Source organism: Streptomyces sp. MspMP-M5 (assembly GCF_000373585.1).
Classification (GTDB): domain Bacteria; phylum Actinomycetota; class Actinomycetes; order Streptomycetales; family Streptomycetaceae; genus Streptomyces.
The window spans coordinates 1-12,062 of record NZ_KB891901.1; the positions used below are offsets into that span (position 1 = coordinate 1).

9 protein-coding genes are annotated in these 12,062 nt (G+C 71.1%); 7 read left to right on the top strand and 2 right to left on the bottom strand.

Annotated elements, in window-relative coordinates; all coding sequences use genetic code 11:
• Positions 1-450: 450 nt before the first annotated feature.
• A complete protein-coding gene (locus B073_RS0122755) occupies positions 451-2,130 on the top strand; it encodes a threonine/serine ThrE exporter family protein (protein WP_018540385.1) in 1,680 nt (559 codons plus the stop codon).
• A gap of 146 nt (positions 2,131-2,276) precedes the next feature.
• On the opposite strand, the gene B073_RS0122760 is transcribed toward B073_RS0122755, so the two are convergent.
• Positions 2,277-2,768, bottom strand: coding sequence for an inorganic diphosphatase (locus B073_RS0122760; RefSeq protein WP_018540386.1), 492 nt, complete (start codon positions 2,766-2,768; stop codon positions 2,277-2,279).
• A 101-nt stretch (positions 2,769-2,869) separates the two neighbouring features.
• On the opposite strand from B073_RS0122760, the gene dacB reads away from it, so the two are divergent.
• The 6 genes from dacB (at position 2,870) to folE (ending at position 10,769) form a co-directional block, all read left to right on the top strand.
• Entirely contained in the window at positions 2,870-4,471 is a 1,602-nt protein-coding gene (gene dacB, locus B073_RS0122765; RefSeq protein ID WP_018540387.1) for a D-alanyl-D-alanine carboxypeptidase/D-alanyl-D-alanine-endopeptidase, read from the top strand.
• 283 nt (positions 4,472-4,754) lie between these two features.
• Complete coding sequence (locus tag B073_RS0122770; protein WP_018540388.1) at positions 4,755-5,900, top strand: zinc-dependent metalloprotease; 1,146 nt, start codon at positions 4,755-4,757, stop codon at positions 5,898-5,900.
• A gap of 195 nt (positions 5,901-6,095) precedes the next feature.
• Positions 6,096-7,103 (top strand): tRNA lysidine(34) synthetase TilS, encoded by a 1,008-nt coding sequence (gene tilS, locus B073_RS0122775; RefSeq protein WP_018540389.1) that lies wholly within the window; start codon positions 6,096-6,098, stop codon positions 7,101-7,103.
• Positions 7,104-7,218: 115 nt separating this feature from the next.
• A complete protein-coding gene (gene hpt / locus B073_RS0122780; protein WP_037812418.1) occupies positions 7,219-7,758 on the top strand; it encodes a hypoxanthine phosphoribosyltransferase in 540 nt (179 codons plus the stop codon).
• A gap of 289 nt (positions 7,759-8,047) precedes the next feature.
• On the top strand, positions 8,048-10,054 hold the full coding sequence (gene ftsH / locus B073_RS0122785) for an ATP-dependent zinc metalloprotease FtsH (protein WP_026247628.1): 2,007 nt from the start codon (positions 8,048-8,050) through the stop codon (positions 10,052-10,054).
• 109 nt (positions 10,055-10,163) lie between these two features.
• Positions 10,164-10,769, top strand: coding sequence for a GTP cyclohydrolase I FolE (folE, locus tag B073_RS0122790; protein ID WP_018540392.1), 606 nt, complete (start codon positions 10,164-10,166; stop codon positions 10,767-10,769).
• A gap of 84 nt (positions 10,770-10,853) precedes the next feature.
• On the opposite strand, the gene B073_RS0122795 is transcribed toward folE, so the two are convergent.
• A complete protein-coding gene (locus B073_RS0122795) occupies positions 10,854-11,969 on the bottom strand; it encodes an alpha/beta hydrolase (RefSeq protein WP_018540393.1) in 1,116 nt (371 codons plus the stop codon).
• Positions 11,970-12,062 lie beyond the last annotated feature (93 nt).

Here is a 12,062-nt window from a genome sequence, read left to right on the forward strand (position 1 = left end):
CCATCGGTCTGGGGCTGCGGGTCACCCATCAGTCCGGGGCCTGTACTGGCCCACCGGGCATAAGCCCCAACCGGCCTGTAATCCGACCCTCAACGGGAGGGGACGGGGCTGGGGGGCTGGGGGTGTGTCCGGACGTAAAGCGAAGCAGTCCGGACACACCCCCAGCCCCCCAGNCCCGGCACCGCACCCGACAGCCCCGCGCAGCGGACCGGCAATGCCCCCGCGCAGCGGACCCGCCCCGCGCAGCGGACAACGCCCGCCGCCAGGCGCCACGGCGGGGAACCCGACAACGTACGACGAGGCCCGCGCCGCCAGGCGCAAGAAGGCGAACCCCTACGGCGGGGAAGCCGACAACGTGGGGGGAGCCCCAAAGAAGCGGGGCACGCACCCATACGGCATCGTGTGCATGACCGGTCGGCAGGAGGCGTAGGACAGGAGGAGTGGGGACACGTGTCGTCGGATCCATCCCGCGGAAGCGGAAACGGTCTCGCCGAGGAACGCAAACCGTCGGACGAGGCGCACAGCGCCTTCACGCCCCCGCTGGGCGTGCCCTTGCCCCCGCCTCCTGAGGAGGAGCACCCCACCTCCGAGTTCGCGCTGCCGGACGGGCTGCAGGCGGAGGCGCCGGCGGAGCCCGAGGGGTCGGCGTTCGCCCCGCCGGGGGGCACCACCGGGCAGACACCGCTGCCGGCGTTCACGCCGCCGCACGGCATACCCGTGCTCAGCCTGACCAAGGAAGCGCCGTGGCAGGACCGGATGCGCACCATGCTGCGGATGCCGATCCACGAGCGGCCGGTGCCCGAACGCGCGGAGCGCGCCGAGGAGGAGGGCGGCGGCCCCGCCGTGCCCCGCGTCCTGGACCTGACGCTGCGTATCGGCGAGATCCTGCTGGCCGGCGGTGAGGGCGCCGAGGACGTCGAGGCGGCGATGTTCGGCGTCGCGCACGCCTACGGGCTGGAGCGGGTCGAGCCGACCGTCACCTTCACCCTGCTGTCGATCTCGTACCAGCCGTCGCTGGTGGACGACCCGCTCACCGCCAGCCGGACGGTCCGGCGGCGCGGTGTGGACTACAACCGGCTGTCCGCGGTCTTCCGGCTGGTGGACGAGATCACGTCGGAGGGCATCAGTCTCGAGGAGGCGTACCGCGGGCTGGCGGAGATCCGCCGCAACCGGCACCCGTACCCCAGCTGGGCGCTGACGGTGGCCTCCGGGCTGCTCTCCGGCGCGGCGAGCATGCTCGTCGGCGGCGGGACGCTGGTGTTCATCGCGGCGGCCCTCGGCTCGATGCTGGGCGACCGGATCGCCTGGCTGGCGTCGGCGCGCGGACTGCCGGAGTTCTACCAGTTCGTGGTCGCGGCGATGCCGCCCGCCGCGATAGGAGTCGTCTTCGCCCTGGCGCACTCCAACGTGCAGTCCTCCGCGGTGATCACCGGTGGACTGTTCGCCCTGATCCCCGGGCGGGCACTGGTCGCCGCCGTGCAGGACGGGCTGACCGGCTACTACATCACCGCCTCCGCGCGGCTGCTGGAGGTCGGCTACCTCATCGTCGGCATCGTCGTCGGCGTGCTGTCCGTGCTCTACATCGGACTCCAGGCCGACCCCGGCCTCCAGCGGCTCAACCCGGAGCAGGCGCTGCGGCTCTACAACGAGCCGCTGGTGCAGACCGTGGCCTCGATGCTGCTGGCGCTGGCGTTCTGCGTCCTGCTCCAACAGGAGCGCCACACCGTGGCGTTCGCGACCATAAACGGCGGCGTCGCATGGGTGGTGTACGGGGCGCTGACCGCCACCGCCCACTTCAACGCGGTGCCCTCCACGGCCATCGCCGCCGGCCTCGTCGGCCTCTTCGGCCAGCTGCTCTCCCGGTACCGCTACGCTTCCGCGCTGCCCTACGTGACGGCGGCCATCGGCCCGCTGCTCCCCGGTAGCGCGACCTACTTCGGGCTGCTCAACTTCGCCCAGGGGAACCTGCTGGAGGGCTTCTCGTCGCTGATCAAGGCCGCCTCGCTGGCGCTGGCGATCGCCGTCGGGGTCAACCTCGGAGGCGAGGTGGCGCGGCTGTTCCTGCGGGCGCCCGGGCTCACCGAGGCCGGTGCCGGGCGCCGCGCGGCCAAGCGGACCCGCGGCTTCTGAGGACCCCGGGCACCGCACCCGCGACACGGACGACGGGCGGCCCCCAGATGGGTGCCGCCCGTTCGCGTACGAAAATCAGAGCGCGCCGGCGGGCGTGCGGAGCCCCGGAGAACCCCGTCGCCGCCGGACCCGCTCCGTCGGTCGGGTCAGTGCCCGCCCTGCGCCTCGTAGCGCTTGTAGGAGCGCTCGATCTCGGCCTCGGCGTCGGCGCGGCCGACCCAGTCGGCGCCCTCGACGGACTTGCCCGGCTCCAGGTCCTTGTAGACCTCGAAGAAGTGCTGGATCTCCAGGCGGTCGAACTCCGAGACGTGGTGGATGTCGCGGAGGTGCTCCACGCGCGGGTCGGAGGCCGGGACGCACAGCAGCTTGTCGTCGCCGCCGGCCTCGTCGGTCATCCGGAACATGCCGATGGCGCGGCACGTGATCAGGCAGCCGGGGAAGGTCGGCTCGTCCAGGATGACCAGCGCGTCCAGCGGGTCGCCGTCCTCGCCGAGGGTGTTCTCGACGAAGCCGTAGTCGGCCGGGTAGCTGGTCGAGGTGAAGAGTCGACGGTCCAGGCGGATCCGACCGGTCTCGTGGTCCACCTCGTACTTGTTCCGCGAACCCTTCGGGATCTCGATGGTGACGTCGAACTCCACGGGTGGCTCCTCCATGATCAACACATACGTCTGGTGATTAAGTGTCCCCCACGCAGGTGTGTGGTGGCGAAAGGGGCTGGTCCGAGGTGCCCGAGACCCGAATGTGGCAGGTCAGATGGCAGTCGGCGCAGCGTTCCGCGCGGGTGGCGGCACGCCGGGCCGGGCGTTCCGCACGCACCGCGGCACGGGCCGCACGGCGCGCTGCGCATTCGGCATCGGGTGCCGCACAGCAGACGTGGCAGGCCGCACCGCGGCAGACGCGGCAGACCTGGCAGCTGACGGCGGTGTCCGCTGCCACCGGTCTGGCGGTCGCGGTCGCCGCGGTGACGGCGGCCGGGCCGTGGGACTCCGGTCAGCGTACGGCCGAGCGGGCGGCGGCGGTCCCCGCTCCGGCGACAGGTGGCGAGCATCACGATGACGGCCGGGAGCCCGGCCCGGCGCCCAGCGCACCGGCCGTGCTGACCGCGCTCGGCGGGCCCGTACGGGGCGCGGTGGGCCGCGGCGGGGCCGCCCCCGCGCCCACCGACGCCGGACTGGCCGACGCGCTCGCCCCGCTCCTGGCGGACCCGGCGCTGGGCCCGCTGCGGACCGCGTCCGTCGTGGACGTCGCGGCCGGCCGGCAGGTCTTCGGCGAGCAGCCCGACCAGGTGGCCACCCCCGCCTCCACCGTCAAGCTGGCCACCGCCGTGGCCGCGCTCTCCCGGCTCGGCGCCGACCACCGCATCGACACCCGGGTGGTGCTGGCCGGCAAGGACCGGATCGTCCTGGTCGGCGGCGGCGACCCGACCCTGACCGCCCACCCGGCCGCCCCGGGGCCCGGCGAACAGCCGGCCAGTCTGCGCGCCCTCGCCGACGCCACCGCCCGCGCCCTCCACCAGCGCAAGCTCACCACCGTGAGCCTCGGTTACGACGCCTCCGCCTTCACCGGCCCCGCCGAGCACCCCATCGGCCCCAACGAGAACATCGCCCCGGTCAGCGCCCTGATGACCGACGAGGGCCGCCTCGACGACAGCGACCACGGCACCGCACCGCGCTCCACCGACCCCGCGGGCGACACCGCCCGCACCTTCGCGGGTCTCCTCAAGGAACGCGACATCACCGTCACCGGCGACCCCGACGAGGCCCGCGCCCCCGCCGCCCCGGAGCGGATCGCCGTCGTCCACTCCCTGCCGCTCTCCGCCCTCGTCGAGCGGATGCTGACCTACAGCGACAACGACATCGCCGAGGCACTGGCTCGCCAGACCGCCCTCGCCGCCCATCAGCCCGCCGGCTTCGAGGGCGCCGCCAAGGCCGTGCGGGACGCGCTGGCCGCCCAGCACCTCCCGCTGGCCGGTGCCGTCTTCGAGGACGGCAGCGGTCTGGACCGGGACGACAAGGTCTCCGCGAACCTCCTCTCCCACCTCCTGCTGGCCGCCGCCGCACCCGGAAATCCGGAACTCCGCCCGGTCGTCACCGGGCTCCCGGTCGCCGCCTTCACCGGCACCCTCAGCGGCCGCTACGTCGGCGACACCGCCGGCGCCGGCACCGTACGCGCCAAGACCGGCACCCTCACCGGCATCAACACCCTCGCCGGCACCGTCGTCGACGCCGACGGCCGCCTCCTGGCCTTCGCCTTCATGACCACCGGCACCACCGACCCCCAAGCCGCCCAGAAGGCCCTGGACCGCATGGCCTCCACAGTCGCCAACTGCGGCTGCCGCTAACCCAACCACTCACACCAGCCCCCACCTACCGGATCTCCACCCACCCACGGGAGGTGACGGGTCGGAGGGGCAGGGGGTGTCCGGACGTAAAGCGAAGCAGTCCGGACACCCCCTGCCCCGGAGGCCCGGCACCGCGGCCGATAAGCCCCGCGCAGCGGCCCGGCGCCGCCAGGCGCAAAAAGGCGAACCCCTACGGCGGGAAAGCCGACAACGTGGGAAGCCAGCCGAGCGCAGCGCCCCCTTCGGCTACCCCATAGCGGAGCGACCCCCGTACCGTGAACCCATGACGAGCATCGGTGGTGTCGAGATGGTCGACTGGAAGCTCGCGGTCGCGACCGCGACCCGGTTCGTACGGCCCGGTCCGGAGGTGAGCCGGGACGAGGCGCGGGCGATCGTCGCCGAGCTGCGCCGGCACGCCAAGTCCTCAGAGGAGCACGTCCGGGCGTTCACCCGGATGGCGCCGCCCGGCGTGACGGGCGAGGCAGCGCCGCACGACACGCCGGTCCTGGTGGTGGACCGGCCCGGCTGGATCCGGGCCAACGTCGCCGGGTTCCGGGCGGTGCTGAAGCCGCTGCTCGCCAAGATGGAGGACCGGCGGTCGGCGACGCCCGGCGGCGCGGTGCTGGGCGCGGTCGGCGGCAAGGTGACCGGCGTGGAGCTGGGCATGCTGCTGTCGTTCCTGGCCTCGCGGGTGCTGGGCCAGTACGAGACGTTCGCCCCGGCCTCGCGCGACCTGCCGGCCGGGTCGCAGGGCGGCCGCCTGCTGCTGGTGGCGCCGAACATCGTCCACGTGGAGCGCGAACTCGACGTGGCGCCGCACGACTTCCGGCTGTGGGTGTGCCTGCACGAGGAGACCCACCGGACCCAGTTCAGCGCCGTGCCCTGGCTGCGGGACCACATCAAGGGGGAGGTCCAGTCCTTCCTCGCGGAGACCGACATCGACCCGGGGACGCTGCTGGAGCGGCTGCGGGAGGCCGCCCAGTCGCTGGCCGGCGCCAAGCCGGAGGGCGAGGAGGGCGAGGAGAGCCGGTCGCTGGTGGACCTGGTGCAGACGCCGGTGCAGCGGGAGATCCTCGGCCGGCTGACCGCGGTGATGTCGCTGCTGGAGGGGCATGCCGACTTCGTCATGGACGGAGTGGGACCCGAGGTCGTGCCCTCGGTGGCGGAGATCCGGGAGAAGTTCCAGAAGCGGCGGGCCAGCGGCGCGGGCCGGCTGGACCAGGCGCTGCGGAAGCTGCTGGGGCTGGACGCCAAGCTGCGGCAGTACCGTGACGGTGAGCGGTTCGTGCGGTCCGTCGTCGAGGAGGTCGGCATGGACGGTTTCAACCGCGTCTGGACGTCGCCGAACACGCTCCCGACCAAGCAGGAGATCGCCAAACCGGCGGACTGGGTCGCGCGGGTGCACCGGAAGGCCGACGGGGCACCGTAAGCACAAGACGCGAGCCGGGCACGTCACGCGGCAGAAGAGCGCCCCTTCAATCACCCGTCTGAGGGACCGTGACCGGTGGATAGGCGTGCAATGCTCGGGGAACTGCTCGCCTCTGTCACCATCTAGGCACTCTGTGTGACGAAGTGCCGACCTCGGCCCGAGGCTCGTCCCCCAGCTGAACGATTGGAAACGGACATGGGTCCCCATCCAGCGGTCGCCGCGATACGCCTGGCGGTCCGCCGCGTACTCCACGACGTGCTCACCCACCACAGCGCGCAGGACCGGCCCGAGCCACCCCTCGTGCTCGTCGCCTGCTCCGGCGGCGCCGACTCGATGGCGCTCGCCTCCGCCCTCGCCTTCGAAGCCCCCAAACTGGGCGTCCGTGCCGGGGGCGTGACCATCGACCACGGCCTCCAGGAGGGCTCCGACCTGCGCGCCGCCGAGGTGGCCCTGCGGCTGCGGGCCCTCAAGCTCGACCCCGTCGAGATCGTCGGCGTCGAGGTGGGCCGGACCGGCGGCCCCGAGGCGGCCGCACGGGACGCCCGCTACGCCGCTCTGGACGCCACCGCCGACCGCCACGGCGCCAGCGCGGTCCTCCTCGGCCACACCCGCGACGACCAGGCGGAGACCGTCCTCCTGGGGCTGGCCCGCGGCTCCGGGATCCGCTCGCTCTCCGGCATGGCCGCCGCCACCGGGACCAACGGCCGCTACCGCCGCCCCTTCCTGGACCTGGACCGGCAGACCGCCCGTACGGCATGCCTCATCCAGGCGCTGCCCGTCTGGGACGATCCGCACAACACCGATCCCGCCTACACCCGTTCACGACTGCGGCACGAGGGGCTGCCGGCCCTGGAGAAGTGCCTGGGCAAGGGCGTCGTCGAGGCCCTGGCCCGGACCGCCCAGCTCTCCCGCGACGACGCCGACGCACTGGACGCCTGGGCCGCCGACGCCGAGACGGCGATCGTCGACGAGGCCGGCACGCTGGACGTCGCCGGGCTCTTCGCGCTGCCGCCCGCGGTGCGCCGCCGGGTGCTGCGCCGGGCCGTCATCGCGGCCGGTTCGCCGGCCGGTTCGCTCTTCGCCCGCCACATCGAGGAAGTGGACCGGCTGATCACGGCCTGGAGGGGGCAGGGGGCCATCAACCTCCCCGGGCGCGTGGGTGTGCGACGGCAGGGTGGCAGACTGGTCATTCGGCAGGGCTGAGCCGCAGGAGATCACGCCCTGTCTCGTGATCTCACGGCCGGTTCCCGCTTCGTGAGCTCCACGACCGATCTGCACACCGAACCGAACGAGAGTGGCACGGGTGGACGACAAGGACATGGGCGCCGACCTTCAGTCGGTGCTCATCACGAAGGAAGAGATCGACGCCAAGCTGGCCGAGCTGGCTGCGAAGATCGACGCGGAGTACGCGGGCAAGGACCTGCTCATCGTCGGTGTCCTCAAGGGCGCGGTGATGGTGATGGCGGACCTGGCGCGTGCCCTGTCCACTCCCGTCACGATGGACTGGATGGCCGTGTCCTCCTACGGCGCGGGCACCCAGTCCTCCGGTGTGGTCCGCATCCTCAAGGACCTGGACACCGACATCAAGGGCAAGCACGTCCTGATCGTCGAGGACATCATCGACTCGGGTCTGACGCTGTCGTGGCTGCTGTCGAACCTCGGTTCGCGCGAGCCCGCCTCGCTGGAGGTGTGCACGCTGCTGCGCAAGCCGGACGCGGCCAAGGTCGCCATCGACGTGAAGTGGATCGGCTTCGACATTCCCAACGAGTTCGTCGTGGGTTATGGCCTGGACTTTGCGGAGAAGTACCGCAATCTGCCGTTCGTCGGTACCCTCTCGCCCCACGTCTACGGCGGCTGAGAGCCCACCCCGCGCTCGTCCGGCCGCGGCCGGGCGAGTACGGCAGACTCGACGGCCCGTGTCGCAGGCGGGAACCCTACGGGGTTTCCCGCCGTTGGAGCAGGGAGAAGGGGAATCCCGGGCTTCATTGTTCCCCGCCGGCACGGGCGCCGGGTGACAATGCTGGGGTACCGTCCGAAGGCAGTCAGTTTTCGGGCCAGTAATACACACCGTACGCACGACCAGCCCTCCCGGGGGCGTTGTGCCTCACTGTGGCAGGAGGGACGGGGCCTTAGGCGGCTCCGTGTGGATGGACGTGAAGCGATACTTCCGTGGGCCAGTCATGTGGATCGTGCTGGCCGTCCTCGCCGTGGTCGTGTTGATGCAGGTCGTCGGCTCGTCCGGCGGCTATAAGACGGTGGACACCGGTCAGGTCGTCAAGGCGATCGCTGACAACAAGGTGAAGTCCGCCGAGCTCACCACCGGCGACGAGAACAAGATCAAGATCGAGCTGTCCGGCGACAACAAGATCTCCGGCTCCAACAAGATCCAGGCCAGCTACATCGGTGACCAGGGCGTCGACCTGGCGAAGAACCTGCAGGCCAAGTACCAGACCGGCGAGATCAAGGACGGCTACACCGTCTCGCCCTCGAAGCAGAACCCGTTCGTCGGCGTGCTGCTCTCGCTGCTGCCGTTCGTCCTCATCGTGGTCGTCTTCCTGTTTCTGATGAACCAGATGCAGGGCGGCGGCTCCCGGGTGATGAACTTCGGCAAGTCGAAGGCGAAGCTGATCACCAAGGACACCCCCAAGACGACCTTCTCGGACGTCGCCGGCGCCGACGAGGCCGTCGAGGAGCTCCACGAGATCAAGGAGTTCCTGCAGGAGCCGGCGAAGTTCCAGGCCGTCGGCGCCAAGATCCCCAAGGGTGTGCTGCTCTACGGCCCGCCCGGTACGGGCAAGACGCTGCTCGCCCGCGCGGTCGCGGGTGAGGCGGGCGTCCCGTTCTACTCGATCTCCGGCTCCGACTTCGTCGAGATGTTCGTCGGTGTCGGTGCCTCCCGGGTACGCGACCTCTTCGAGCAGGCCAAGGCGAACGCCCCGGCGATCGTCTTCGTCGACGAGATCGACGCCGTCGGCCGGCACCGCGGTGCGGGTCTCGGCGGCGGCCACGACGAGCGCGAGCAGACCCTCAACCAGCTGCTCGTCGAGATGGACGGCTTCGACGTGAAGGGCGGCGTGATCCTGATCGCCGCCACCAACCGCCCGGACATCCTCGACCCGGCGCTGCTGCGCCCCGGCCGCTTCGACCGGCAGATCGCCGTCGACCGCCCGGACCTGCAGGGCCGGCTGGAGATCCTCAAGGTCCACCAGAAGGGCAAGCCGGTCGCGCCGGACGTCGACCTTTCGGCCGTCGCCAAGCGCACCCCCGGCTTCACCGGTGCCGATCTGTCCAACGTCCTGAACGAGGCCGCCCTGCTGACGGCCCGCAGCGACGAGAAGCTGATCGACAACCACTTCCTGGACGAGGCGATCGACCGCGTGGTGGCGGGCCCGCAGAAGCGGACCCGGATCATGTCCGAGAAGGAGAAGAAGATCACCGCGTACCACGAGGGCGGGCACGCCCTGGTCGCGGCGGCTTCGCCGAACTCCGACCCGGTCCACAAGATCACGATCCTGTCCCGCGGCCGGGCCCTGGGCTACACCATGGTCCTGCCCGACGAGGACAAGTACTCCACCACCCGCAACGAGATGCTCGACCAGCTGGCGTACATGCTGGGCGGCCGCGCGGCGGAGGAGCTGGTCTTCCACGACCCGACCACCGGCGCCGCCAACGACATCGAGAAGGCGACCGCCACCGCCCGCGCGATGGTCACGCAGTACGGCATGACCGAGCGGCTCGGCGCGATCAAGTTCGGCACGGACAACTCCGAGCCGTTCCTGGGCCGTGAGATGGCCCACCAGCGCGACTACTCCGAAGAGGTCGCCGCGCTGGTGGACGAGGAGGTCAAGAAGCTCATCGAGACCGCGCACAACGAAGCGTGGGAGATCCTCGTCGAGAACCGCGACGTCCTCGACAACCTCGTGCTGGAGCTTCTGGAGAAGGAGACGCTCAACAAGGAGCAGATCGCCGAGATCTTCAAGCACGTGGTCAAGCGCCCGGCCCGCCCGGCGTGGACCGGCTCCTCGCGCCGTACGCCCTCGACCCGCCCGCCGGTGCTGTCGCCCAAGGAGCTGGCCCCGGCCAACGGCTCCGCGGCGCAGCCGGTCTCCATGGAGAAGGCGGACGCGCCCGAGGAACCGCGTTCGGAGAGCTGAGCCGACGCCCCGCCAGGGCACCCGGAATACCCGCCGCGCCTCCCGAGGTTCTAGCCTTGGGGGCGCGGCTTTCCGCGTTTCGAGCGGGCCCAGGAGGAACGAGGCACCAATGACGGACCCTGTGACGCTGGACGTCGAGGGCGTGATCGGCACGTTTGACGAGAAGCGTGCCGAGAACGCCGTGCGCGAGCTGCTCATCGCGGTGGGCGAGGACCCGGACCGCGAGGGCCTGCTGCAGACGCCGGCGCGGGTGGCCCGCGCGTACAGGGAGCTGTTCGCCGGGCTCTGGCAGAAGCCGGAGGACGTGCTCACCACCACCTTCGACCTCGGTCACGACGAGATGGTGCTGGTCAAGGACATCGAGGTGGTCTCGAACTGCGAGCACCACCTGGTGCCGTTCGTCGGCGTGGCCCACGTCGGCTACATCCCTTCCACCGACGGCAAGATCACCGGGCTGTCCAAGCTGGCCCGGCTGGTCGACGTGTTCGCCCGGCGCCCGCAGGTCCAGGAGCGGCTGACCACCCAGATCGCCGACTCGCTGATGAAGATCCTGGAGCCGCGCGGCGTGATCGTGGTCGTCGAATGCGAGCACATGTGCATGACCATGCGCGGGGTCCGCAAGCCGGGGGCGAAGACGACGACGTCCGCGGTGCGCGGGCAGCTGCGCGATCCCGCGACGCGGGCCGAGGCGATGAGCCTGATACTGGCCCGCTGAGGCCGGGGAGAGACGGAGAGCGGCCCGGGGCCCGCGGCGGAGACCGCCGGGGCCCCGGGCCGCTGCGCCGGGTCGTGCGGGGGGTCACGCCTTGAGGCGGCCGCCCATCCACTCCAGGGCGGCCGGGATCTCCCGGCGCCAGGTGTTGAAGTTGTGGCCGCCGCTGTCGAGGATGATCGACGCGACCTTCGACGGCGACTTGGTGTTCTCGATGAACTTCAGGGTGGGCTTGTAGTTGCCCTCGCCGTGCTTGCTGCTGGTGACCAGCAGGTTCACCGGGGGAGCGGGCAGGTGCTCCTGCCGCCAGTGCAGGTCGTGCTCCCGCTGCAGCTGCTTGTCGCCGCCGAAGAGGGGGCCGGTGGTGGCGTCGATCGGCGCCTTGTAGTCACCGGAGAGGGACACGGCCGTGGAGTAGGCGTGCGGGTTGCGCATGGTCATCATCAGCGCGCAGTAGCCGCCGGTGGAGTCGCCCATGATGCCCCAGCTCTTGGCGTCCTTGCCGACGCGGTACTCGCCGCTGATGTCATGGCGCAGATCGTGGGTGAAGAACGTCTGGGTCTGGGGGCCGTTGGGTATGTCCACGCACTCCGTGTCGCGCGGCGGGGCCACGGTCGGGCGCATCATCACCAGGACGGTCGGCTGGACCCGGTTGGCCTTGAGCAGGTCGTACTGGGTCTGCGGGTAGTGCAGCTTCTTGTAGAGCGCCTCGGCGGTGCCCGGGTAGCCGGTGAGGATCACCGCGGCCGGGAACTTCTTGTGCGCGTACTTCTTCTGGAAGTACTGCGGCGGCAGGTAGACGTACGCCGGGCTGGCGATCTTGGACTTCTGGCCGCGGATCAGGACCTTGTCCAGGCGGCCGGCGGTCGCCGGGACCGAGGCGCCCTGGATGCTCAGGCGCTCGGTGCCCAGCATCTTGAGGCTGGTGCCGTTCGGGCCGGACTTGTAGTTGGTGACCACCCCCGGCTCCTGCTCCTGGCCGAAGAGGTCGGCCCAGGAGGCGTAGAAGCCGAAGGTGTTGTTCGCGAACAGGCCGATGGCCGCGAAGAGCGAGAGCTGCGTGGCGAAGAGCAGGCCGATACGGCCGAGCACCGCGCGCCAGTTGCCCTTCGACAGCCGCGGCCAGAGCCAGATCGTGAGAACGAACAGCGCCACCGCTACGAGTACGGCGAGAAGCAGCACTTTCTTGCTGGTGAGACCCATGTCGTGCTTTCTTCCGGGCGGCCGGGCCATCCGGACCGCAAGTGGAACCCCGAGCCCTGCGACGCCGTCATACAGGGCGCAAAAGTCCAGATG

What these genes read in the sequence shown, in the direction of transcription:
- dacB (WP_018540387.1), top strand. Translation starts at nt 2,870, where the DNA reads ATGTGGCAGGTCAGATGGCAGTCGGCGCAGCGTTCCGCGCGGGTGGCG.
- B073_RS0122770 (WP_018540388.1), top strand. Translation starts at nt 4,755, where the DNA reads ATGACGAGCATCGGTGGTGTCGAGATGGTCGACTGGAAGCTCGCGGTC.
- tilS (WP_018540389.1), top strand. Translation starts at nt 6,096, where the DNA reads ATGGGTCCCCATCCAGCGGTCGCCGCGATACGCCTGGCGGTCCGCCGC.
- hpt (WP_037812418.1), top strand. Translation starts at nt 7,219, where the DNA reads ATGGGCGCCGACCTTCAGTCGGTGCTCATCACGAAGGAAGAGATCGAC.
- ftsH (WP_026247628.1), top strand. Translation starts at nt 8,048, where the DNA reads ATGGACGTGAAGCGATACTTCCGTGGGCCAGTCATGTGGATCGTGCTG.
- folE (WP_018540392.1), top strand. Translation starts at nt 10,164, where the DNA reads ATGACGGACCCTGTGACGCTGGACGTCGAGGGCGTGATCGGCACGTTT.
- B073_RS0122795 (WP_018540393.1), bottom strand. Translation starts at nt 11,969, where the DNA reads ATGGGTCTCACCAGCAAGAAAGTGCTGCTTCTCGCCGTACTCGTAGCG.